Source organism: Acidithiobacillus ferrooxidans ATCC 23270 (genome assembly GCF_000021485.1).
In the GTDB taxonomy this organism is placed as follows: domain Bacteria; phylum Pseudomonadota; class Gammaproteobacteria; order Acidithiobacillales; family Acidithiobacillaceae; genus Acidithiobacillus; species Acidithiobacillus ferrooxidans.
On sequence record NC_011761.1, the window covers coordinates 2447385 to 2470581 of the forward strand.

Annotated in this window: 25 protein-coding genes, 2 tRNA genes and 2 pseudogenes; 11 read left to right on the plus strand and 18 right to left on the minus strand. The window is 58.5% G+C overall.

Features of this window, described 5'->3' with window-relative positions; all coding sequences use genetic code 11:
- Positions 1-104: 104 nt before the first annotated feature.
- Genes ftsX through ftsY form a run of 3 tightly spaced genes read right to left on the minus strand, consistent with a single transcriptional unit; the run spans position 105 to position 2706 of the window.
- Positions 105-1010 (minus strand): permease-like cell division protein FtsX, encoded by a 906-nt coding sequence (gene ftsX, locus AFE_RS12630; protein WP_009568267.1) that lies wholly within the window; start codon positions 1008-1010, stop codon positions 105-107.
- Entirely contained in the window at positions 1007-1678 is a 672-nt protein-coding gene (ftsE, locus tag AFE_RS12635; RefSeq protein ID WP_009568266.1) for a cell division ATP-binding protein FtsE, read from the minus strand. Before ftsE ends, ftsX begins: the two co-directional genes overlap by 4 nt.
- The gene (gene ftsY, locus AFE_RS12640) at positions 1675-2706 is read right to left on the minus strand and encodes a signal recognition particle-docking protein FtsY (protein ID WP_009568264.1); all 1032 of its coding nucleotides are present in this window, start codon (positions 2704-2706) and stop codon (positions 1675-1677) included. Before ftsY ends, ftsE begins: the two co-directional genes overlap by 4 nt.
- A 122-nt stretch (positions 2707-2828) precedes the next feature.
- On the opposite strand from ftsY, the gene rsmD reads away from it, so the two are divergent.
- Genes rsmD through AFE_RS12655 form a run of 3 tightly spaced genes read left to right on the plus strand, consistent with a single transcriptional unit; the run spans position 2829 to position 4195 of the window.
- Positions 2829-3398: a 16S rRNA (guanine(966)-N(2))-methyltransferase RsmD gene (gene rsmD, locus AFE_RS12645; RefSeq protein ID WP_009568262.1), complete on the plus strand. Its 570-nt coding sequence runs from the start codon at positions 2829-2831 to the stop codon at positions 3396-3398.
- Positions 3391-3915 (plus strand): pantetheine-phosphate adenylyltransferase, encoded by a 525-nt coding sequence (gene coaD / locus AFE_RS12650; RefSeq protein WP_012537368.1) that lies wholly within the window; start codon positions 3391-3393, stop codon positions 3913-3915. Before rsmD ends, coaD begins: the two co-directional genes overlap by 8 nt.
- A gap of 28 nt (positions 3916-3943) precedes the next feature.
- Positions 3944-4195 (plus strand): YfhL family 4Fe-4S dicluster ferredoxin, encoded by a 252-nt coding sequence (locus AFE_RS12655; RefSeq protein ID WP_012537369.1) that lies wholly within the window; start codon positions 3944-3946, stop codon positions 4193-4195.
- Here AFE_RS12655 and AFE_RS12660 read toward each other — a convergent pair.
- From AFE_RS12660 to hemA, 5 genes are read right to left on the minus strand one after another with little or no spacing between them, the layout of a single operon-like run.
- Positions 4179-6158 (minus strand): dynamin family protein, encoded by a 1980-nt coding sequence (locus tag AFE_RS12660; RefSeq protein WP_012537370.1) that lies wholly within the window; start codon positions 6156-6158, stop codon positions 4179-4181. The genes AFE_RS12655 and AFE_RS12660 overlap by 17 nt on opposite strands.
- Positions 6159-6174: 16 nt before the next feature.
- A complete protein-coding gene (mutM, locus tag AFE_RS12665; RefSeq protein WP_009567582.1) occupies positions 6175-6987 on the minus strand; it encodes a bifunctional DNA-formamidopyrimidine glycosylase/DNA-(apurinic or apyrimidinic site) lyase in 813 nt (270 codons plus the stop codon).
- Between the two features lie 2 nt (positions 6988-6989).
- Positions 6990-7856, minus strand: a complete 867-nt coding sequence (gene prmC, locus AFE_RS12670; protein WP_009567581.1) for a peptide chain release factor N(5)-glutamine methyltransferase — start codon at positions 7854-7856, stop codon at positions 6990-6992.
- Positions 7846-8943, minus strand: a complete 1098-nt coding sequence (prfA, locus tag AFE_RS12675) for a peptide chain release factor 1 (protein WP_012537371.1) — start codon at positions 8941-8943, stop codon at positions 7846-7848. The genes prmC and prfA overlap by 11 nt, the downstream gene beginning before the upstream one ends.
- Positions 8940-10271 (minus strand): glutamyl-tRNA reductase, encoded by a 1332-nt coding sequence (gene hemA / locus AFE_RS12680; protein ID WP_012537372.1) that lies wholly within the window; start codon positions 10269-10271, stop codon positions 8940-8942. Before hemA ends, prfA begins: the two co-directional genes overlap by 4 nt.
- A gap of 54 nt (positions 10272-10325) precedes the next feature.
- Here hemA and AFE_RS12685 point away from each other — a divergent pair, with 54 nt between their 5' ends.
- The 6 genes from AFE_RS12685 (at position 10326) to AFE_RS12710 (ending at position 14695) form a co-directional block, all read left to right on the plus strand.
- A complete protein-coding gene (locus tag AFE_RS12685; protein ID WP_012537373.1) occupies positions 10326-11987 on the plus strand; it encodes a tetratricopeptide repeat protein in 1662 nt (553 codons plus the stop codon).
- Between the two features lie 14 nt (positions 11988-12001).
- Positions 12002-12640, plus strand: coding sequence for a lipoprotein insertase outer membrane protein LolB (gene lolB / locus AFE_RS12690; RefSeq protein WP_225487201.1), 639 nt, complete (start codon positions 12002-12004; stop codon positions 12638-12640).
- Positions 12637-13482 carry a 4-(cytidine 5'-diphospho)-2-C-methyl-D-erythritol kinase gene (gene ispE, locus AFE_RS12695; protein ID WP_012537374.1) on the plus strand — a complete coding sequence of 282 codons (846 nt, stop codon included), beginning with the start codon at positions 12637-12639 and terminating at the stop codon, positions 13480-13482. The genes lolB and ispE overlap by 4 nt, the downstream gene beginning before the upstream one ends.
- Positions 13483-13486: 4 nt before the next feature.
- A tRNA-Gln gene (locus tag AFE_RS12700) sits at positions 13487-13561 on the plus strand.
- A 48-nt stretch (positions 13562-13609) separates the two neighbouring features.
- Positions 13610-14557: a ribose-phosphate pyrophosphokinase gene (locus AFE_RS12705; protein ID WP_009567132.1), complete on the plus strand. Its 948-nt coding sequence runs from the start codon at positions 13610-13612 to the stop codon at positions 14555-14557.
- Positions 14558-14619: 62 nt separating this feature from the next.
- Positions 14620-14695: transfer RNA gene (locus AFE_RS12710), tRNA-His, on the plus strand.
- A gap of 214 nt (positions 14696-14909) precedes the next feature.
- Here the strand turns inward: AFE_RS12710 and AFE_RS12715 are convergent.
- A pseudogene (locus tag AFE_RS12715) lies at positions 14910-15263 on the minus strand (IS3 family transposase); the annotation flags it as partial.
- A 127-nt stretch (positions 15264-15390) separates the two neighbouring features.
- Positions 15391-16302 (minus strand): restriction endonuclease, encoded by a 912-nt coding sequence (locus tag AFE_RS12720; RefSeq protein ID WP_041646513.1) that lies wholly within the window; start codon positions 16300-16302, stop codon positions 15391-15393.
- Between the two features lie 288 nt (positions 16303-16590).
- Here AFE_RS12720 and AFE_RS16410 point away from each other — a divergent pair, with 288 nt between their 5' ends.
- On the plus strand, positions 16591-16743 hold the full coding sequence (locus tag AFE_RS16410; RefSeq protein ID WP_009566528.1) for a hypothetical protein: 153 nt from the start codon (positions 16591-16593) through the stop codon (positions 16741-16743).
- A gap of 123 nt (positions 16744-16866) precedes the next feature.
- Here the strand turns inward: AFE_RS16410 and AFE_RS12725 are convergent, their stop codons facing one another.
- The 5 genes from AFE_RS12725 to AFE_RS16415 all read right to left on the minus strand — a co-directional run bounded on the left by AFE_RS12725 (position 16867) and on the right by AFE_RS16415 (position 19403).
- Positions 16867-17154, minus strand: a complete 288-nt coding sequence (locus AFE_RS12725) for a PIN domain-containing protein (protein ID WP_012537378.1) — start codon at positions 17152-17154, stop codon at positions 16867-16869.
- Between the two features lie 117 nt (positions 17155-17271).
- On the minus strand, positions 17272-17511 hold the full coding sequence (locus AFE_RS12730) for an antitoxin (RefSeq protein WP_009566530.1): 240 nt from the start codon (positions 17509-17511) through the stop codon (positions 17272-17274).
- Between the two features lie 180 nt (positions 17512-17691).
- Positions 17692-17961: a hypothetical protein gene (locus tag AFE_RS16235; protein ID WP_012537379.1), complete on the minus strand. Its 270-nt coding sequence runs from the start codon at positions 17959-17961 to the stop codon at positions 17692-17694.
- A 218-nt stretch (positions 17962-18179) separates the two neighbouring features.
- The gene (gene yghU / locus AFE_RS12740) at positions 18180-19061 is read right to left on the minus strand and encodes a glutathione-dependent disulfide-bond oxidoreductase (RefSeq protein ID WP_012607524.1); all 882 of its coding nucleotides are present in this window, start codon (positions 19059-19061) and stop codon (positions 18180-18182) included.
- A gap of 99 nt (positions 19062-19160) precedes the next feature.
- A complete protein-coding gene (locus AFE_RS16415; protein WP_009561129.1) occupies positions 19161-19403 on the minus strand; it encodes a hypothetical protein in 243 nt (80 codons plus the stop codon).
- 44 nt (positions 19404-19447) lie between these two features.
- On the opposite strand from AFE_RS16415, the pseudogene AFE_RS17125 reads away from it, so the two are divergent.
- A pseudogene (locus tag AFE_RS17125) lies at positions 19448-19599 on the plus strand (transposase); the annotation flags it as partial.
- A gap of 110 nt (positions 19600-19709) precedes the next feature.
- Here AFE_RS17125 and AFE_RS12750 read toward each other — a convergent pair.
- From AFE_RS12750 to AFE_RS12760, 3 genes are all read right to left on the minus strand, one after another.
- Complete coding sequence (locus tag AFE_RS12750) at positions 19710-20495, minus strand: sulfite exporter TauE/SafE family protein (RefSeq protein WP_012537380.1); 786 nt, start codon at positions 20493-20495, stop codon at positions 19710-19712.
- Positions 20496-20560: 65 nt separating this feature from the next.
- A complete protein-coding gene (gene mdlC, locus AFE_RS12755) occupies positions 20561-22168 on the minus strand; it encodes a benzoylformate decarboxylase (RefSeq protein WP_012607525.1) in 1608 nt (535 codons plus the stop codon).
- A 227-nt stretch (positions 22169-22395) separates the two neighbouring features.
- Positions 22396-23016, minus strand: coding sequence for an alpha/beta hydrolase (locus tag AFE_RS12760; RefSeq protein WP_012537381.1), 621 nt, complete (start codon positions 23014-23016; stop codon positions 22396-22398).
- Positions 23017-23197: the final 181 nt, after the last annotated feature.

A 23197-nucleotide genomic window follows, 5' to 3' on the forward strand; every position in this document is an offset into this window, starting at 1 on the left:
ACACGGCCGCACGTTCCGTCTGGTGGATTCTGATTCACGACACATCACCCGGCATATGGAGCTATCGTCCCGCTCTTTCAAGGACGGGCCGCAAAAACCCGCCCTCAGGAAAAAGTATGGTCGAGGTGCCGCCCGACTGCAAGGCGGGATCCCAGCCAGCCGAGAAGCGCACTGGCAGCGATGAGAACAAGGCCCTGCCCGGAACTCAGACCCAGCAGATGAAAACGGGTACCGTAGAGTTCCGCCAGCCGTTCCACAGGCCCCTGCAAGACCGATACCGTGACGGCGACAATCATCCAGGCCAGCACCCCGGCCACTGCCCCCTGAAACAGGCCCTGGTAAAGAAAGGGGCGGCGGATGAAGGCGCGGGTGGCCCCCACCAGACTCGCCACATCGATTTCGTCACGCCGCTGGGCGATGTGCAGGCGAATGGTGTTACCCATGACCAGAATAACGCCCACCGCGAGCAATCCGGCGAGAATCCAGACCGCGCGCTGACCCAGCGCAAGTATCGCCTGCAGACGGGCCACCCAGCCCAGGTCTGACTGTGCACTGGCCACCCCCGGCTGCCGGCCCCAGTAGGCCACCAATGTCTGCAGTGCAGACGGACTCTGGGCCAAGGGGTTCAGTTCGACCACGAAAGAGGCCGGCAGGGGATTTTCGCCCAGGGTCTGGATGGCCGCCCTCATGCCGGCGGTGTGCTCGAACTCCGTCAAGGCGGCGGCTTTGCCCACATAACGCACGCTCACCACCCCGGTGCCACGTTCGAGCAGGGTCTGGAGGTTCTGAATCTGGGCGGCGGAGGCTTCCTGGTGCAGAAAGAGAGAGATCTGCGCCTGATCCTGCCAATGTCCCAGCAGTTGCTGGAGATTGTTGAGGGCCGCAAAAAGACCTACCGGAAGCGCCAGAACGATGGCCAGCGCGAACACGGTCATGAAGGTGGCCACAGGCTGCCTGATCAGCGTGTTCAGCGCATTTTTGGCGGCTTCCAGGCGAATATGAAGATTCAAGCGTTGTCCTCCCCAGGCGTGTGCAGATGGCCCTGTTCCAGGTGAAATACCGGCAGGCCGAGGCGGTTGACTTGCGATTGGTCATGGGTGGCCACCAGCACCGTCGTTCCGTGGTGATGAAAGTCGCGGAAGAGATCAAGGATCTCGGTGCTCAGAGATTGGTCCAGATTTCCCGTTGGTTCGTCGGCCAGCAGAATTTCCGGGGTATGGACGATGGCGCGGGCGATCCCCACTCGCTGCTGCTCGCCTCCAGACAGGATCGCGGGAAAATCCTGTGCGCGATTCCCCAACCCCACCTTCTCCAGCGCTGCCCGTACCCGGCTTTGTACTTGCCGGCCACTGAGGCCTCCCACCTGCAGGGTCAACGCCACATTGCTGAACACATCGCGATCCATCAGCAGCTTATGGTCCTGAAAGACCACGCCGATCCGCCGCCGGTAGGCGGGAATATGGCGGCGCCTGAGGGTGGAGACATCGATACCGTTGACCATCAGCGTCCCGTGACTGACATCCTCCAGGCGCAGAAGCAACTTGAGGAGTGTACTTTTGCCAGCACCGGAAGGTCCGGTCAGCAGGGCCATCTCGCCTTTACGCAAACGCAGATTCACCTCGCGGAGGACATGATGCCGTCCCGGGTAATGCTTGGTGACGTTGATGAACTCGATCATGACTTCGACTCCGCAAACAAGGCATCGACAAAGGATTCGGGGTCAAAGGGACGCAAGTCTTCGACCTGCTCACCGACACCAATGTAGCGAATGGGGATGGGCAGGGCCTTGGCGATGGCCGCCACCACGCCCCCCTTGGCGGTGCCATCCAGCTTGGTGATGCAAATACCCGTCAGCCCCACGGCGTCATGAAACTGACGTGCCTGATTGAGGGCGTTCTGCCCCGTCCCGGCGTCCAGCACCAACCAGATCTGCTGCGGCGCCTCCGGATCCTGTTTGCCGAGAACCCGCCTGATCTTCTTCAACTCTTCCATGAGATGGCCTTGGGTGTGGAGGCGCCCGGCGGTATCGGCGATGAGCAGGTCGCTGCCACGCGCGCGGGTCGTGGTCAGCGCATCGAAAATCACGGAGGCGCTGTCAGCGCCCGTACCCTGAGCCACCACCGGCACCTGCGCGCGCCTCCCCCAGCCCTGCAACTGCTCGACGGCAGCGGCGCGGAAGGTGTCCCCGGCAGCAAGCACCACCGTGAAACCTTCCGCCTTCCAGCGTGCCGCCAGTTTACCGATGGTGGTCGTTTTGCCTGCGCCGTTGATACCGACCATGAGCAACACCTGAGAATGCCCCTTCTCGGGCGACCAGGGTTGTGCGCGGGGACGCAGGATATCCAGAAGCGACTCGCGCAGTGCCGCCTGGAGCGCGGCGGGGTCCGTGAGTTCGTTGCGACGCACCCGCTCCGTGACGCTGTCCATGACTTCGCGGGTTGCGGCGCTGCCGAGATCCGCCTGTAGCAGCAAGGCTTCCAGTTCTTCCAGCAGATCGGCATCGATAACCTTTTTACCAAGTACCAGACGCCCTACACCCCCGGCCAGTTGTTCCCGGCTGCGGGCCAGACCTTGCCGAAGACGAGAGAAAAGTCCCTTGGGGGTATCTTCCGGGATAGTCGCCACAGTGGCAGGGGAGTTCACCTCTTCGGCGAACGTTTCCCCCGCAGGGAGGCTTTTGTTACGCTTGAACCAGTCGAACACCATTGGGTTAAGCAGACCTCAGACGCCATGAATCTTTACATTATCCACCGAAGGGCGGAATCGAACAATGCGCGGGATGCCCGCGCGCAGCTTGCGGGACGATCTCCGCTGGCGGGCCCCTGCATATGAGCATCTCCATCATCGCGGGGCGTCATCGCGGGCGACGCCTGCTGACTCCGGCCGGCCGTACCCTGCGCCCCACGCCGGGCGCGGTGCGGGAGAGGCTGTTCAACTGGCTGGAGGGGCAGGTGGCCGGGGCGCGGGTGCTGGATCTTTTTGCCGGTAGCGGGGCGCTGGGACTGGAGGCCTGGTCACGCGGTGCCAGGGAAGTCGTTTTTGTCGAACGGGACCCCGGGCATCGCCGGCTTCTGGCCCGGAATCTGGCCGCCTGCGGCGTAGCGGCACAGCAGTTGGCGGGAACGGACGCGCTGGGGTACCTGCAACAGTGTACCAGGCCCTTCGATATCCTTTTCGCGGACCCGCCTTTCGATCAGGGCTGGCCAGCCCGGATGGCGCGTCTGCTGTGGAAGGATCGGAAACTTGCTGCGGGAGGCTGGCTCTACCTGGAAACCTCCGCTGCGGAGCAGTGGGACGACGCCCTGATCCCTCGCCACTGGCAAGCCCACCGGCGGGGCCACTGCGGTACTGCACACTATGTTCTCTATAGGACCTTGCCGGAGCACCCCCATGACTAAGTCCGACACAGAGCGCCGGGTCATTTATCCCGGCACCTTCGACCCCATCACCAATGGCCATGAGGATCTGGTGCGGCGAGCTGCGGCACTGTTCGACGAGGTCGTCGTCGCGGTAGCCGCCCAGACGGCGAAAACTACCATTTTCCCTCTCGCCGAACGGGTCGCGCTCGCCGAGGCGACTTTAGGCGCGATTCCGGGGGTACGGGTACGCCCCTTTCCCGGTCTGCTGATTCATCTGCTTCAGGAAGAAAGGGCCCACCTCATCCTGCGCGGATTGCGCGCCATATCGGATTTCGAGCATGAGTTTCAACTGGCTTCCATCAACCGACGTATGGACGCGCGGATCGAGACGCTTTTCCTGATGACCTCCGATCAGCATACGTTTCTCTCATCCAGCCTCGTGCGGGAAATCAGCCGCCTGGGGGGGGACGTGGATGCCTTTGTCCAGCCCGTGGTGGCTGCGGCCCTGAAGCGGCATTTTTGTATCGGCATGGACCCCGGTGCCGCAGAAACGTAGAATACCGGGCCACCCTGAGGAGAACACGATGTCCCTGCTCATTAACGATCAGTGTATCAATTGCGATGTCTGCGAGCCGGAATGCCCCAACAACGCCATCAGCATGGGCGCGCGGATCTATGTCATCGATCCCGGCCTCTGCACCGAGTGTGTCGGCCACTATGACACTCCGCAATGCAAAGAGGTTTGCCCCGTGGACTGCATTGTCAGCGACCCTGACCATGCGGAATCGCCGGAGGCCCTGCAACAGAAATTTCTGCGGCTTACCGGGCAGTGCTGAACGGCTCCCGCAACAAGCGGAGCAACGGCGCCGCGTGACGGTCAAGACGGGCCACCTGTTCCTCCGCGGTTTGCAGGTTCTGCCGTAACTGCTGAATGCGGGTGTCAATATTGCCCATCGTCTGGACAATACTTTGCAACGCCGTGAGCTCTTCTTCGGCGTTATCGTGATAAACCTGTAACTGCTGGTTCATGACCGCCATGATCTCATCCACCCAAACCTCTGCCTCTCGCCTGGTTTCCACGACAAAATCCCGGGTCCGCCCGGCTACGGTGAGGAAGGCCTTGCGCACCACCGCACTCTGGGTATTCACGGCGATCTCCAGCATCATCCCGAATCGCTCATAATTTTCCGCCATGTCGATGAGCTCCGCCCGCCGCGGCATGATGGCATAGGGCACTGCCCTCAGTGCCGGGAGACGATAGTGCTTCTGCAGCGCCTGATACTCCCCAGCCACCAGTTCCGATACCTGCTGCGCACCCTGCAGCGCAGTATCGAAGTGGGCTATGGCCTCCGCGAAGAAACGTTTGAAACGTTCGACGATACCGGCCGTCGTCCAGGCGGAAAGCATCTCCGCTTTGGCGTTGCTGATCACGAAATCAAAGGAGGCGGGCGCCAGGGGGGCCAACAGAAGCTCTTCAACCGCCTGCCGGAAAACCGCCTTTTTCCCCTCGAAGGCCTGCCGGTCAGCCTCAAAACTCCGTAGCAACCGACGGTGTTGCTCCACCAGTTCAGGCACCTTCTCTACAGTCCGGTCCTTGAGGCTGCGCATACCCTCCATCTGCACCGTGATTCTGTTCATTTGCTCACGCAGCAGACTCTTCTGGTCCATGACGACACGCTCTACGAGCGCCCGGCATTTGGCCTGAATGGCCGCCTGCCGCGCGGGCAGCAGCACTTCGGCGATGGAACGCTCCAGGGCAGCCATCCCACTGCGTTCCAGCAGCTTCCGGTCCCGGCGGATCCGGGCAACGAGCCCCTTCTGGCCGGAAACCGGGATCACCTGCTTACGGAGCACATGCAGTCGTTCCGCCGTTCTGTCCACCTGCTGTTCAATTTCCGCCACCACCCCGGACCAGTCACGCAATTCGTCCCAGAGGGTATCGATCTTGTTGAGCAGCACGATTTGCTTCTGGTGCGCATTGCGTATCAGATACTGTTCCCAGATGGTCAGGTCGCTCTGGGTGACGCCGGTGTCCGCGCCCAGCACAAAAATGATGGCGTCAGCGTCGGCGAGCATGCCAAAAGTCAGTTCAGGCTCTGCCCCGATGGCGTTGAGGCCGGGGGTATCCAGCACCGTGAGGCCGGCATCCAGCATGGGATGCGCCAGATACAGCAGGGCATGACGCCAGCGCGGAATCAGTACCTTACCGAGCCCACAGGATGGACAAACGGTGCGTTCGCGGTCCTTGGGCGTACGGTTGAGCGGCGGGCACAGTCCGATGCGGCGGGCATCCTCTACCGTCACACAAACCGTTTCCGTAAGATGCAACAGCGTCTGGTTGAGTTCGCTTTTCTCTTCCAGCGGCAGCGGCAGGCGGGTCCACGCGCTCCCCGCCCTCTTGAGTTTTTCGATGCTGACATCCAGACTACGGCTGGCAATGGGCAGCAGTTGCAACCCCGGTCGCCCCTGCGGCGCACCACGGATCTCCACCGGACACATGGTGGTCTGGCCGGAACCGGAGGGCAGCAGCCGCGTCCCCATATCCGAGAAAAAGAGCGCGTTGATCAGCTCGGTCTTGCCGCGGGAAAACTCACCGACAAAGGCAATACGCAAGCTGTCCTGCTCCGTTTCATAAGCCAGTGTTTCCATCTGCAGCATGGCCCCGCTGGGTAACAGGCCCAGATCAGCCATCATCGCGGCCATCCCATGCAGACCGGCAATGACGTCCTGCCGCCAGCCGTTCAACGCGCGCAGCCCCTCCAGAATGGGAGATAATTCCAACAAACCCGGTTCACTCATGCCTACTCCCGACCCATCAGCGCTGACATTGGGAACAATAGATCGTCGCCCGGCCCCCGATGCGGACGCCCTGTAACGGCGCACCACAATGTGTACAAGGCTCCCCCTCTCGTCCATACACCGCCAGAGATAGTCGAAAATATCCATTCCCGCCATCCGGTCGGGTAAAATCACGCAAGGTCGTTCCACCCTGGGCAATGGCGGCCTCCAGGACGGTGCGCACCGCCTGCACCAGTTTCATGTAACGCGGCAGGGCGATCCGTCCCGCAGGACGGCGTGGATCGATACCCGCCGCAAACAGCGATTCATTGGCGTAAATATTACCGACGCCCACAACGATATGGGCATCCATGAGGAAGGATTTGACCGGTATCTGCCGATTTCGGCCCCGCTGGTAAAGGTACTCCGCGCCGAAGACATCGCCCAGGGGTTCCGGCCCGAGATGCTGCAGAAGGGGATGGTGGTCGGCATCGTCAAGCCAGAGTACGGCTCCAAACCGGCGCGGGTCATGAAAGCGCAGACAGAGATCGTCCGCAAACAGCAGATCGACATGATCGTGCTTCTGCACGGGGGCGCTTTGGGGGAGGACGCGCAGGTGCCCGCTCATTCCCAGATGGATCAGGATCGTTCCCCGTTCCAGATCGAGCAGCAAGTACTTGCCCCGCCGCCGCAGGTTCAGCAGACGCTGCCCGCTCACCCGCGCCGCAAGGTCGTCATTCACGGGCAGTCGCAGGCGGCTGTCCCGCACCACGGCCCCCTCCAGGCGCCGTCCCCGCAGATGGGGAGCGATACCCAGACGGGTGACTTCGACCTCGGGCAACTCGGGCATGGCTAGATCCTCGTTCCGCTGCTCACACGTTCGCGCCCCGCCAGATCACAGCGGGTCCGCACGGCGCAGAGACCGGCGTTGCCGAGCAGGCGGCGCACCGCGGCTCCCTGATCCGGACCATGCTCCAGCAGGAGCATGCCGCTGGTCGAGAGACGTTCATATGCGCCGGCAATGATGCGTTCCAGGCACTCCAGGCCACGGGGGCCTGCCACCAGGGCATCCCGGGGTTCATGATGCAAATCGGGAAGATGAGGGTCGTCATCAGCCAGATAAGGGGGATTGGCTACTATCCGGTCAAAACGCAGGGCGCCATCCAGTGGCGCATACCAGTCGCCTTCCAGCCAATGTACCCGCGACGCCAGAAGCGCACCGTTGGCGCGCGCCACCCGCAACGCCGCCGGGCTGTGCTCCACGCCCCAGACTTCCGCCTGCGGCCGCGCCAGGGCGATGGCCAGGGCAATGGCCCCGGAACCGGCGCCGAGATCGAGCACGCGCACCGCGCCCTCCTCCGCCAGTCCCTCCAGAGCCAGGGTCACCAACGTCTCGGTATCCGGACGGGGGATCAGCACCTCCGGGCTTACGCGCAGGTCCAGCCCGTAAAAAGACCACTCGCCCAGACAATAGGCCAGAGGGACTCCTGCGAGGCGCTGGTCGAGCAGTGCGACAATCTGTTCTCCCTGGTCCCCAGGAATGGGCAGCAAGGCATTGCGGAGCAGGGCTGTCGCATCCAGCCCCAGGGCAGCGGCCAGCAACCAGCGCGCTTCCTGCTCCGGCTGATCGCTGACTACCCGCAGTCGTTCGCGCAGATGATGCTGCCAGTCGCGCAGGCTGCGTGACAGAGGGTGTGCTACGCCTGAATCAGAGGTCATCACCCATATGCTGCAGGAGATCGGCTTGATATTCCTTGATCAGCGGTTCGATAACGGCATCGAGATCACCCTCCAGCACCGCTTCCAGCCGGTACAGCGTGAGATTGATGCGATGATCGGTGATCCGCCCCTGGGGGAAATTGTAGGTGCGGATGCGTTCGGAGCGATCTCCGGAACCCACCAGCAGACGTCGGGTCTGCGCCGCCGCACTCTGCTGCTTCTCCTGCTCCTGTTCCAGCAGACGGGCCTGCAGCAGCGCCATGGCCCGCGCCCGGTTCTTGTGCTGGGAGCGGTCTTCCTGGCAGGTCACCACCATGCCGGAGGGGACATGGGTGATACGGATGGCGGAGTCGGTTTTATTGATGTGCTGCCCCCCCGCGCCACTGGCACGATAGGTATCGATGCGCAGGTCGGCGGGGTTGATGGTGATCTCGCTCACCGTATCCACCTCGGGCAGCACCGCCACCGTACAGGCGGAAGTATGGATACGGCCCTGCGTCTCGGTCTCGGGCACCCGCTGCACCCGATGTCCACCCGATTCGAATTTCAGGCAGGAGTAAGCGCCACGTCCACTGATTTCCAGCACGACCTCCTTGTAGCCGCCCCGTTCCGAATCGGAGGCGGAAAGAATGACTACCCCAAAGCCCTTACTCTCGGCATAACGGGTATACATCCGGGCCAACACTCCCGCGAAGAGCGCGGCCTCCTCACCACCGGTCCCTGCCCGAATTTCCAAAAAGACACTACGATCATCATTGGGATCCTTGGGCAATAGGCGTATCCGCAGGGCTGCTTCGATCTGGTCGAGTTCTGCCTCGGCCGCCGCAACCTCTTCGCTGGCCAGCGCACGCAGTTCCGCATCCTGTTCTTCCAGCAGCATACGCCCGCCCTCGTCCCGATCCCGCTGCCGCTGCTGATGACGGCGGAGCAGTTCCAGGACCGGACCAATCTCGCCCAACTCTTTGGAGAGGCTCTGAAAACGCTGGGTATCGCCGGCCGCACCAGGACTCGCCAGCAACTGACTCAATTCGTCAAAACGAAAGGCCAACTGCTCGAGTTGGCTCTGCAACCGCGGACTGAGGCTCATCCTTCGGCGTCACTGAGACGAAAGAGAATATCCAGTGCCGCGACCAGACTTTCGTTGGTCGCGTCCTGACAAGGCTGGCGAAGGGTCGCGATGGGGTCGTGAAGAACTTTATTCATCAAGGCCTTGGAGAAGGCTTCCAGAACCGCACGAGGGTCCTGCCCCTGATCCAGATAATGGCTAAAACGCCGTAGCTCCTCCTGGCGTCGTCCCTCCACATGATCACGCAGGCGACGGATGGCGGGCACCACGTCCAGACTCTCCCGCCATTGCTGGAACTCGCCGACCTCCTCGGCAATGATCAGCTCCGCCGCCGACGCCGCCTCGCGGCGGGCGCGCATGCCCGCCTGGGCGATATCGTTCAGATCGTCCAGCGTATAGAGAAAACACTGCGCAACACCTTCCACCTCCGGGGCGATATCCCGGGGTACGGCAAGATCCACCAGCATCAGGTCACCCCGCGCCCGCCGTGCCATGACTGCGGAGATCGTTTCCCGCGTCACTATGGGCAGCAGGCTCGCGGTGCAACTGACCACCACATCGGCATCCTGCAACAGATGGGGGATGGCCTCCAGCGCATGGGCGTCGCCCGTAAATTTTTCGGCGAGTTGCTGACCGCGTTCCGCACTGCGGTTGGCTACGGCGAATCTCTCCACCCCATGCTCCCGCAGATGGGTCGCCACCAGCTCGATGGTATCCCCGGCACCGATCAACAGCACCGATTTGCCTTCGAGACTGCCCAGCAACTGCTTGGCCAAACATACGGCAGCATAGGCGACACTGACCGGGGCCGAACCAATGGCGGTCTCCGAGCGCACCCGCTTTGCCACGCGGAAGGCCCAGTGCAGCAGGCGATTCAATACCGGCCCGGCGGCACCGTTATCCGCCGCCGCCTGGTAGGCATCCTTGACCTGACCGAGAATCTGCGGCTCTCCGATGATCATGGAATCCAGCCCGCAGGCCACGCGAAACAGGTGGCGTACGGCTTCCGCATCGCTCGAATGGTAAATATGCCCATCCAGCAATCGCGGGTCCACGCCGTGAAAATGGCAGAGCCAGTCCTGCAAGGCCTGACGATGGTAGCCAGCGCCGCCGTGAACATAGATTTCCGTGCGGTTGCAGGTGGATATGATCAGCGACTCGGCAGCCAAGCCCTGCTCCGCCAGGTCATGATAGGCTGCAGCAAGCCTCTCCGGAGAAAAAGCGACTTTTTCCCGGACCGCGATGGGGGCAGTATGGTGACTCAGTCCGAAGCAGAAAATGGTGGTGACCGTCCCTGCGGAGCGACGATTAGGGGGCTGGATTGTCGCCGATGCCGGACAGGATTGCAAGCCGGAGCCCCAACGGGTATTGTGCCCGCTGGCAAAAACGTGGAGAACGAGCGGATGAGGAGCAGGCTTGGGGGCATCGTGGCGGGTATTGCACTGTGCCTTACCGCCGGAGGTGCGGCCGCCGATTCCCCATCAGACGGCATGACCGGGGAGCAGCTCTACTATCTGCTGGTGGCTGAGTTCGCCACTGTACAGCGGCAACCGCAACTGGCCATTCCCGCTTGGCAGAAAGCCGCCAAACTGGCACCAGAACCCAATGTTCTCAGGCGGGCAACGCAGGCTATCGCCCGGTTTGGCGATTTTCAGGATGCGCTGCAACTCGCCAGACGCTGGCGGCAGGCCGCCCCGGGAAGCGCCGAAGCGGATCAGTTCGAAGCCGCGTTGCTTCTGACCACAGGCCAGGACGAGCAGGCCTTGCAATTGCTGCAGGCCACACTGGCCCGCTTCCCGGACGACCCGAAGGTCACCCTGCAGTTCGCCGAGTTATTGGTGACCCACGGGCGCAGCGGTGAGGCGCGGCGATTACTAAGCGCATTGGCCGACAAGGACCCGAAATCCGCAGCCGCCTATTATGCGCTCGGGCGCATCGATCTTCTTGAAAAACGACCGGAACACGCTATCTCCTGGCTGGAGAAGGCGCTCGGCATCCGTCCTGACTGGCAGGAAGCCGCCATCAGCCTCGCCGAAGCCCTGCAGGCCGTTCAAGGCCCGGCAGCCGCCTTGCGCAGCATTCAAAGCTTCACCGCCAGCCATCCCGAGGCTACTCTCGCTCGCCAATATCTGGCAGCGCTCTATCTTCAGATGGGCGGCCTGACCCAGGCCTATCGCCTCTATCAGGACATGGCGCGGCAGAACCCCGATGACCCCGACATCCTCCTTTCTCTCGGACTCATGGACATCGACCGGAAGGACTGGAAGAGAGCGGAAAGCGTTTTGCTGCGTGCCCGGAATCTGGCGCCCCAGTCCCCCGTCCCGGTCTACTATCTGGGCCGCCTCTACGAGGCACAGGACCGATGGGCAGAGGCGCTGCAGTGGTACCAACGCATCCATTCGGGCCCCCTCTACCCTGCAGTCGAACTACGCAGCGCCCGGGTGGAATACCTGCTGGGTCATCACGACAAGGCTATCGACAAACTGCGGGCACTGGCGGCCGCGCATCCGCAGGATGCGCAGATTCCGCTGCTGGAAGCGGGCCTGCTGCAGGACAGCGGTCACCTTCCACAGGCCCTGCAGGTAATCAACGACGCCTTGCAACGCATGCCGGAGCAGCCCAGCCTCTGGTACGCCCAGGGCGCCATCTATGAGCAACTGAAAGATTATCCGGCCATGGAAAAGGCCATGCGTACGGTTATCCACCTCGCGCCGAACCATGCACAAGCCTACAATTTCATTGGCTACAGCCTGGTGGAGCGGCACAGCGATCTGGCCGAAGCACAAAAATTGCTCACCAAGGCCCTGAGTCTGAGCCCTGACAATCCCGAGATCCTCGACAGCGTCGGCTGGCTTTATCATGCGCGGGGTGACAATGACCGAGCCCTGGGATATCTGCAGAGGGCCCATGCGGCATTGCCGGATGAGGCCGATATCAGCGCACACCTCGGAGAAGTCCTCTGGTCGCTGGGACGCCATGCGGAGGCACGGCAGGTCTGGCAGCACGCGCTGCAAAAACACCCAGATGATGCCGCCCTCCAAAGGGCTCTCAACCGCCAGCCATGAGGATTCTCCACGCCATGCCACCCACCCGGCTTCGGTCCCGGAGCACCGCTCGCACACTGGCCGCACTCCTGCTTACCGGTGTGCTGTCCGCCTGTGCGACCACCCCTCCCGTTTCACCATCCCCCAGGGTCATCCTGCCGACCGCCGAGAGAAACCAGGTCGTCGCCAGCCTGAAACAGTGGCAGGCCAGCGGCCAGGCAGCACTCAGCACCCCCAAAAGCAGTGAAGACTTCGGATTCGACTGGAAGCAGTCTCCCGGGCGCCAGGAGTTCTCCGTTTACGACCCCCTCGGCCGCACGGTCGCCCGCATTACCGTTGATCCCCGAGGCGCGCACCTGCAACTGGCCAATGGAGATATCCGGCAGGCGGATACTCTGGAGGCGCTCCTTGCGCTGGTCCTCCATGTTGATCTGCCGGCGAATGAGTTGCCGGACTGGATGCTTGGCCTGCGCCGCGGTACGGCGACTGAGCAGCAGAATGCCGCAGGCCTGCCCGAAGTCCTGCGCAGCGGCCCCTGGCGGATCCAATATCTCCAATATGCGCCGGTAGGCGGCCTCACCATGCCCAAGCTGCTCCAGGCCACGGGGCCGGAGGGCATCACCCTACGCCTGGCCATCACCCAATGGCGTATGGGGGAACCTGGCACTCCATGAGCGAAAGTTATCCCGCCCCCGCCAAACTGAACCTGATGCTGCGCGTTATCGACCAGCGCAGCGACGGCTATCACGAACTGCAAACGGTGTTTCAGTTTATCGACCTGGCCGACCGGCTATGGTTCAGCTCGCGCCCTGCCGGACAATTTTCCCGCAGCGGTGGACCAAAAGGCGTGGCAGAAGCCGATGACCTCAGCATCCGCGCCGCGCAATGCTTGGCCGAGGTCGGTGCCGTCCGCGAGGGGGTCCACATTCGTATGGAAAAAATCCTGCCCATGGGGGGCGGCATTGGGGGTGGTTCCTCGGATGCCGCCACCACCCTCATCGTGCTCAACCGGCTGTGGCGCACCGGTCTGAGTCGCGCGGAACTCATGGAGATCGGCACCAGCCTTGGCGCCGACGTTCCGGTGTTCCTATTCGGGCGCAGCGCCTGGGCGGAGGGAGTGGGCGAGCGCCTGCAGGCGCTCGACGCCCTCCAGGAAAGCCACTATGTGCTGCTGCATCCGCAGATATCGGTAAGTACCCGGGAGATATTCACCGCCCCTGAATTGACACGGCACCATGCGCCCATCACAATAAGCGCGTTTCTCGGCGGGGCGACGGAAAACACTCTGGAATCCGTGGTGTGTGCCCGCTATCCCGAAGTCCATCGCAGCATACTCTGGTTAAGAGACCATGGCGTGCGCGATGTTCGGCTGACGGGTAGCGGGGCCTGCGTTTTCGGAGTGGTGGCAGATGCCGTTGCCGCACAGCAGGTGGCCGCGCTGGCGCCCCCGCCCTGGCGGGCATGGGCGGTACGCGGACGTAACCAGCACCCACTTTACGATCCCGCCGAGCAATGATTATTGGGGCGTAGCCAAGCGGTAAGGCACCGGATTTTGATTCCGGCATTCCCAGGTTCGATCCCTGGCGCCCCAGCCAAATTGTCCTCGGACTGTTTTGCCACCTGCGAAGAGAGAACGACATCACATGGCCCACGGCAATCTCATGGTCTTCAGCGGGAACGCCAATCCCGTACTGGCCGCCCAGGTAGCGCGCTTCCTGCAAATTCCTATCGGCCGTGCCGAAGTCAGCGCCTTCAGCGACGGCGAAGTCTTTGTTGAGATACTGGAAAACGTGCGCGGACGGGATGTTTTCGTGCTCCAGCCTACCTGCACGCCGACCAATGATCACCTCATGGAACTGCTGACCATGATCGACGCACTGAAACGCGCTTCGGCCAATCGCATCACCGCCGCCATGCCGTATTTCGGCTATGCGCGTCAGGATCGCAAGTCACGCTCACGTACAGCCATCACCGCCAAACTGGTCGCCGATCTCATTACCAGTGCGGGTGCCAACCGGGTCCTCACCATGGATCTACATGCTGACCAGATTCAGGGCTTCTTCGATGTGCCGGTTGACAACATTTACGCCTCACCCATTCTCCTCGGCGACATCTGGCGCCAGAGCTATCCGGAGCTGATTGTGGTTTCCCCGGATGTAGGCGGTGTCGTCCGCGCCCGCGCCATTGCCAAGCGCCTCGAAGTGGATCTCGCCATTATCGACAAACGCCGACCGCGTCCCAACGAATCGGTCGTCATGAATATCATCGGAGATGTGGACGGCCGCACCTGTGTTCTCGTGGACGACATGGTCGATACCGCCAACACCCTCTGCGAAGCGGCCCATGCCCTCAAGGCGCGGGGCGCCGTCAAGGTCTGCGCTTACTGTACTCACCCGGTACTGTCCGGCCCCGCCATGGAGCGCATCGAGCGATCCGATCTGGACGAACTGGTCGTCACCGATACCATACCGCTCAGGCCGGATGCGCGGGCCAGCAGCAAGATCCGCGTACTGTCCGTTGCCGAGTTGCTGGCCGAAACCATCCGCCGGATTGCGGAAGAGGACTCGGTCAGTTCGCTGTTCATGGATTGATAACCGTTTTACCGACCTTGCAGCGGGGCGTCGGCCATTGTATGATCTGCGCTCTGTCAATGGTGGCTGTAGCTCAGTCGGTAGAGTCCCGGATTGTGATTCCGGTTGTCGCGGGTTCGAGCCCCGTCAGCCACCCCAATAAAACAAGGAGTTAGGCGATTATAGCCTAACTCTTTTTCGTTATATTGATTTTTAGGGACAATTGCGGGACAGTGAACCTCTGTGCGGGACACTTTAAATGGCAACGCTCACACCTCGCCACGACCGCGAAGACCTCCTCGTCGGCTGGCAAGCCAAAATTCGGAAGAAGGGATACGGCGTCTGTCAAGGTAGTTGTCGCGTCACCCATTTTTTAAGCCGCCTTTTTATCCTGCCGCTGCGAGTTCAGATCTACCGCACCGACGGATGTCCAATTGCGTGTGCCGCCTGACCAGCGGGCAGGATTTCTCGCCTTGGCCGCCTCATAAAGTCCGTGACGTTTCGCCAGCAGCGCGTGATCGTCGCCCCGGTGACGCTGGGCCGGGGTGACGAAGCAAATGCGGCTGTGACGATGCTCATGGTTGTACCAGGCGATAAAGTCACGCACCCAGAACGGTGCAGCGTCGATGTCAGCAAAGCCGCTCTCCGGCCACTGTGGACAGTATTTCAGCGTTCTGCCCCGGGACGGGGTGATCCCCAGATCATAGAGCTTGGCCAGTAGCGTGTCTGCTACCAATTTCAGACCCTTGGGCATCCACAAGGTAGTGGAGTTTGTGGGTAAGGCGATCTAGCGGATAATTTCCTCTCTGATGGCCTGATACGCACATTTTGCGTACCATATTGGTGTGTATCGTCTACTTCCTCCCTCCGCCCCTAATCCTGATGGTTTCACGGCACCGTGGATAGTTCGGACAACCCCAAAACTCGCTATACCCATTTTTCAGCACCATCTTCACGCCACATTTAGCGCAGGTCGGGGTGGTATAGTCACCGGAGGTGGCAAAGGTCAGTAAATGTTCCTGATCACTCACGGGCAGCGTTTTTATCGCATTTAGGAACTCTTTGCCATCTAGCAGGATAATCCCGTTTGCAGCAGCAAAAACCGTGGCATCGGGCGTGAAACTACTTGTCGTGATGAAAACCCCGTTTTTCACCTTCTCATGAGCCATCACTCCGGCAAGCTCGCGGATCAGCTTCACGCCAATATCTTTTTTCCATGCCTTGCACTGGATCACGCCCATCGGATCCCCAGTTTCACGGTAAATCCGGATATCTATTCCGCCATCAGCGCCAAGCCTGGTGGTCTGGGTGCGCATACCTTTTGTCTTGGAATATTCGTCGCACAAATCCTCGAATCGCTTCCACTCAAGTGATCGCAGCAGCTCAAGACTCCATTCCGCTCTGCTTGAATTGGGCTGGGGCACTGTATGACCTTTCTGCTGGGAGTAGGTTGTATCTGGCTTGACGCGGCTTGCGTAGGGCGCGCGCTGTGGCTGGTAGCTGCGATTTTTCAAAGGGACAGGATCATTCTGACGCTCTCGCCATCGCTTTTTCTCCAGATATAGCTTCAGTGCACCGATGCCTGCAAAAGCTGCAAGAACGCTCCCTGCCATCTTCAATAAGGGTAATAAGGCGTTAGAGAACGGGTTTCCGGCAAAGATTGCCGGGATCATTATCCACGCAAAGACTAAAGCAATAACGGCGAGAGCGGCTGCAAGTACCCATGCATGCTCTCCACCTGGCCTCTCGGCTCTTCGATTTGTCACTGGTGGCTTCCTCGCCTTTTCATTGGTGTTTGAGATGGTACATATAGAGCATATAGGGCGAACGTCAAGCATCGGGCACGGCGATACCCTTACCCACAAAATCCACGGCTCTAGCCCAGACAACGGAGCGGGTCCAAACCGGGCCACAGCCCGGCTGGTTTCCCCATTTCTGGACGAAAGCCGTCCATAGGGCGGTAGCATTTGTGGGTAAGGTGAGGAGATGATGACTCTCTCCTGCTTCTGCTCCGGTACCCATAATCTTTCCATGGATGCCAAGGAAGGCACAGGATGGCGGAAGACAATCTGATTTGGAAAACTCAGCATGAGTGCAATTACGCGATCATGGCGCAGCTCAGCAGCATAGAGATCGGGATTACTCGCATGGTCACCTTTGAGCCTAGCAGAGTTCATGAGGCGCATTTACCACAAATTTCTGGATGACCGGTTACGCTGCTAATCGCCCATTAGAACTACCTACCATAAGGTTGCCAGGTTATATATGAATTGCCAGCCCGACGAACAGTAGGTTTTCAAGATGAAGGCCTTGTTGTAGAGGCTTTTTGATCACTGCAGCCAATTGTGCACTATGAGCCCGGGCACTCGGGAAAACTCGCCCACATTGGCGCTCACCAATATGGCCTTGACTGCCAGTGCATGGGAGGCAATAAGCAAGTCATTCGGACCAATGGGCTGGCCGTAGGCGGCAAGGTGTTGACGGATTTCCGCATAAGCCTGATCGACCGGCGTGTCATAGGGGAGCACATCCATGGCCGCGATAACGGCGTTCACCTGTTCTGTGAGTCGGGGAGAATTTTTCTTTGCTGCGCCATACCGTAATTCACAAACCACCACAATGGAGGTGCATACGGCCGCCTCGCCGACAACGGTAATCTTTTGCCACTATACCCTGTGGATGCCTGATCAAATCCGACAGAATGTTGGTGTCCAGCAGGTAGCGACGGCTCCCACTCACCATTCGATGTCATCCAGCGGGAGAAGATCGCGATCCGTATCCGGGAACTCCTCATCCAAGGCAGAAAGACTCGCCAGAGTGGCCAGAAGCCCTTTGCGTTTTACGGGCTCGATAATCAAGCGATCATCCTCACGCCGCATGATGGCCTCTTGCGCGTCCATCTCGAACTCACGGGGAATGCGAACCGCTTGATTGCGGCCATTCCGAAAAAAACGTACATGGCGTTCCGTATGCATGGTAACACCTCCCTTTCGACATAGGTTTCAGCATAGGCCGCACGCCATCGACCCGGCAATGGATGCATTCAAGTATCGATTGGCTGACCTTCCGGGCGCAAAGGGACAAAATGCTGTTGCCATCACCTGTTGCCACTGCTTTTCCCCGTACCCCTCAGTCTCCCGGAGAATGGGGCCAACCTAAAAAGCCGGTTGGCCGGACTGATGCCATGGCGCAGCGGCCTTAGCCTTTTGAGCGGTTCGCTTTTTTGCGCAAGACTGTATCTCTTGCACGCGATGGTGATGAAGGATTTTCTGATCGCCCTCGATTTCCCGCAGAACCCCATACTCTTCCTGACCCAACAAGCCGTATTGGTCGATTTCTTTTGGTTTTCTGCGTGGTGATGTTTTTCCTTTCGGCGGCGGTGGGGCCTTGGAAAAGACAATGGCTGATAGGTTCTCTACTGGCATGGCGCTGCTCCATATTATCGCGGAGGTATGAAGCAGATTTGGCGTGGCCTCTAACGTATGGCAGATGACGGGCGGGATTGGTGGTGATAAAAGGTTGGACGCACACTCACAAACGGCACCATCAATAAGCCTGGCTGCCCACCAGTTTGCGGGACAGTGGAGGCAGGAAACGCTGGGAACATTAGGGAATAATGGTTAATGTATGTCGTTATTTTCGATTACGGGTTGGCATTTACGAGCTTGTTTTGCGTGCGCAGATGAAAGTCACTCGCATCATGCCGTTCATGCAACTGACTGGAAAGTTCACCAACGATACGGTTGACTTTGATCCCGCGCTGCACCTCAGGGCGGGCGTAAATGTTTTCTGCCCAGCGCTGAACGTTCGGGTAATCCTCTACCGAAAGAAACTCCGCAGCATCGTAAAGCCAGCCTTTGACCAAACCACCATACCAGGGCCAGATAGCCATGTCAGCAATTGTATATTCTCTGCCTACTATGTATTCATTTTCTGAGAGCCGCTTATCGAGCACGTCAAGCTGCCGCTTTGCTTCCATAGCAAAGCGATTGATTGCATATTCAATCTTCGTGGGAGCATAGGCGTAGAAATGACCAAACCCGCCGCCCAGGTAGGGTGCGCTCCCCATCTGCCAGAATAGCCATGATAGGCATTCGGCGCGCGTACCTGGATCGGTAGGCAGGAACGCCGCAAATTTCTGGGCCAGGTACAGCAAGATCGCACCAGACTCAAAAACCCGAATAGGCTGTGAACCGCTGTGGTCCATCAGAGCTGGTATCTTGGAATTCGGGTTCACCGCTACAAAGCCACTTCCAAATTGGTCCCCGTCACGGATATTGATGAGCCACGCATCGTATTCTGCACCGACATGGCCCTGCGCCAACAATTCTTCCAGAAGAATAGTCACTTTTTGGCCATTTGGCGTCGCGAGAGAGTAAAGTTGGAGTGGGTGACGCCCGACGGGGAGTTCTTTATCGTGGGTTGGTCCTGAAACAGGACGATTGAGAAGAGTGACTGCATTCCCTGTTTCGGCCTTGTTCCAGGCCCAAACCTTTGGGGGCACGTAATCCGTTGAATGGGTCATGAATGATACTCCTTGGATTGGCCCAGATTACAATCCGGGCACTTCGAGTAATAAACTTTTTCGTCGTTTGCGGTGGATAGATTCTCCCCCGTCACTCTTTCAGTTTAGCAAATTTTTAATGTGATTCCTGTAACCGAAATGGCTCTGGCCGTTCTTTTTGACCCAGCGTGCGCTCATGTCTTTCCGGCGACGCTGAGCCGGCTGGTCCTGCCACGCGGTAGGCACTTCACCCTGATTGACGCACTCCCGCTCCTTTCGACGCATGGGTTGCCGGGAAACCGTCACAAAACTCGCGTCGATGATTTGCCCAGCCCGGGCGGCGTAGCCGGCTTCCCGCAGCAAAGCATGGACGTCCGTGAACAGTCGCTCCGTCAGTTTGGCCTGGGTTTGAAAGGCACATCAGCAACGGCATCTTCGAAGGTTTCACAGTCTCCTGCAGTCCGCCAAATCCAAGGCACGGGGATACCGGACCCGAAAAAACTTCATCAACATGGCCTATCTCATCCTGGGCAAGCTGGACTTCCAGTTACCCACTTGAAATACCGAGGAGCCTGATTGATTTTCATGATGCCAATGCAAAACATAACTTGCTGCCTATCCAACCAGTGTGCACGATCCAGATCGTACGGCCCTGTAAGGCATATAAGTTTATATGAAATAGCCCATTTCTCTGTATAACATATAAATGGCGACCAAAACTATGGCACCGATAAAGATATCATTCAACGCCGCTTTGCGCTGTCCCAGTTTATCGGCACTAAGTGCCCCCAACCATCCCCCCAGGATTCCACCAGCTATGTATTCCGCAGCAATACGCCAGTCTACAAGGCCCTCCAGGGAATAGCTGATGGCAGTGGCTGTGCCTAGGGCTCCCACGGCTAATAATGAGGAAGCGACGGCATTCAAAATAGGCAACCGCGCAGAACGCATCAGTGCAGGAACAATGAGGAAACCACCACCAATGCCAAAAAAACCTGATAAAACACCGGTGCCACCGCCATAAAAATATACCCAAGCATGGTGTTTGGGTATATTTTTATGAACCACTGGCTGTTTTTCTCGTGTCCGGTACATACTTACAGCAATCCAAAGCATGAGCAGTGCAAAGAGGATGAGTAGATATTTTCCATTGATCGCTTTCCCCAACTCAGCACCGGCAAAAGCTCCAATAATACCAGCAATAGTAAAACGTATGGCGACTGCCCAGCGTACATTACCGGCACGCGCATGCGGAATCAGATTTATGAAAGCATTGATACCCACAGCTAGCGCCGTCGTGCCGATAACTAGATGAGGATCGTGTACACCGACCCAGTAGAGCAACAATGGAACAGCAAGAATGGAGCCACCGCCGCCAATCAATCCCAAGGAAAATCCCACGATTACACCAGCCAGAATGCAATCGATATCCTGACTAAAAGTCAATGCAATCATAAAGAGTTATCCAAGCTAACATTAATCCCCCTCTATGCCCAACCATTCCATTCATTTACCTGACTCTAATCAATCAGCGGATGCAAATCAGAACTGATCGGTACCTGCAGCACACTGACACCCTGGTAGCCCATCGCCTCCCTGAAGGCAGCCTCTAATTGTATCGCAGTGATAGCGACAGTGGCGTGCGCGCCATAGGCCGATCCAATATCCGCAATGGCGATTCCCGGCAGTTCCAGGCCCGGGATGTTTTTCAACTTCTCTTCAATAGCAAACTCTTTAAGAATGGCATATTCGTGATTTTGCAATACCACGAATATAACATGTGTATGGTGACGTACCCCGGTGTAAATGCACTGCGGCGCATAGTTAAAAGCCCCATCACCGACAAAAACAATCACTGGTCGATGCCGTCCACTGATCTGTTCGTGCAGTGCTAGACCTATAGCTGCGGGCATGTTCCAGCCCAATTGCCCAGAAGCAAAGGTATAAAAGCTATCCGGTTGATCAATGGCGAAAATCTGCCGAAGCGCTGGCGCGTTGGAAGGAGACTCTTCAAGCAGGATAAATTCATCAGGACAGAGCGGTTTCAGGATATCAAAGACCGCTTCAGAAGAAAGAAATGCTGTAGATGCAGACCATTTTACCCGCGGATCATGGTGAGGAGGCCTCGCGTGGTGACTGCGAGGAGCAATCATAGGCACTATTTGTTCTAAAAATAGCAAGCTATCGCTTATCAGGCTATCCCCGACAGGTGCTTTGGCAGCCGCGTCAGAATCATCCGTTATCTGCAGGAGCGATGTGCCTTCTGGCAGATAGTGGCCTGCGACATAAGGGTAATAACGGAATACCGGTGCACCAACCACAATGGCCAGGTCATGGCCCCGCAGGCAGTCCGCCAAAGGTGCAATGGCTGCGGGCAAAATCCCCGCATACAAGCTATTACTGCAAGGGAATATCGCTCTTTCGTTAAAAGGCGTGGACCAGACCGGAGCCTGCAACTGTTCCGCCAAGTGCACACCCGCATCCCAGGCATCAGAGCGAGCAATATCGGCACCATATATCAGTACGGGATTTGTACTCTGGTCAATGCGTCGGGCAAAGTCGGCCAGACGCACTGGATCTGGTGCCACCCGATGCGATACCGTCCTCAAGTAATTACGGTCAGTAATCATTTTATCCCAGTCATCCATGGGCAAAGACAAATGGACAGGGCCCGCTGGAGGCTGAACGGCCATGGCGTAGGCACGCATGAATGCGCCCGGCACATCCTCAGGACGGACGGGCTCGTAACTCCATTTTACCCAGGGAAGGGGCATGGTTACCGCATTCACATTAGTCAGAAGAGGTTCAAACAACAACATATCCCGCGTTTGCTGACCGCTGGTAATAATCAACGGCGTTTTATTCTGATATGCCGTGAGGATTGCGCCCATGGCGTTGCCCAGGCCAACGCCCGTATGCACATTGACTAATACCGCTTGACGCAAGCCTTGGGCAAGCCCGTCGGCGATGGCGACGACGCTGCCCTCGTGCAAGGCTTGTATATAAGTAAAATCTTCTGGTAGATCTTGCAGAAAGGTTTCTTCGGTGGAACCAGGATTACCCACAATCCAGGTCATCCCAAGCTGACGTAACAGTTTGAAAGTTGCCGTTTTAACGCTTACATGCATTGTCAACCCCCCAAAGCAACTAATACGTAGTGTTAAACTAAAATATTCATAATACTTGGCAGTTTTATGTATGGAAGGCAAATCCTCTGTTTAACCTTATGATTTGTCGTCAATGACGATATACCCGTTACGTCAGAAGGTCCTGGCAGTAGAAATCAGCCAATCCACAAACACCTGAACCTGATACCACCAATTTTAACCGTTTCTCCCGACTTGCTGGATTGTCGCTATAAGTGATGCGCCAGAAAATCCCGGATAACAGCTCGCACCTCTGATCCTGACTGTGGGCTATCCAAGAGTTTGTGCGCATGCAAATCGCCAGACCACATCCTGACGTAGATTGGGAAAGGTGGATGCGCCGCAATTTCTCGCGCCGGGGCAACATAGGCTTCGTTTTCGCTAAACAACAACAGCCCGCGCGATGCTTTACCGGACAGGTGCGGTAGGTATTCGATTCCTCCAGCAGGGGATAGTAATACGACCCCATCCACGATGACATCATTCCCAGCGAGTGCCGCAAGGATGGCTATTCCCCCCATAGAAGCGCCTAAAAGAACCAACGGCTCGGCATGCTTCGATCGCGCAAAAGCAATACTCGCCAGGATATCTTGGTCATAGCGCGAGCCGTTTCCCTGTTCAGAGTGCCCATAACCTCTAAAATTCGGGGTCAACACAGTCCATCCCCATTGTTGCATGTCTGCTGCCAGATGGTTCCAAGCACTTTTATCATAGGCCTTACCATGAGCCAGTATGCACCAAGGGCGGTGTGTGGGATAAACATCTGCCTCAAGTTTTAGGCCATCGGAAGTGGTGAGCGTCATCACTTGGGAAGGAAGATGTGCTGACATGGAACATGCCTCCTGATAGAAAATTGAGGATTCATCTGGTGGTCACGCATTCAGATTTGCCTGTGGGGTAGCCTGACAATAGTGGACAGTCCCGTTTCAAGCGGCCAGCCGTGTGAAAGACTGCAGGTACATTGGTCGTTGACGCCCGCGAGATGAGCCAACCTTCCGCCGTGGCTATGTA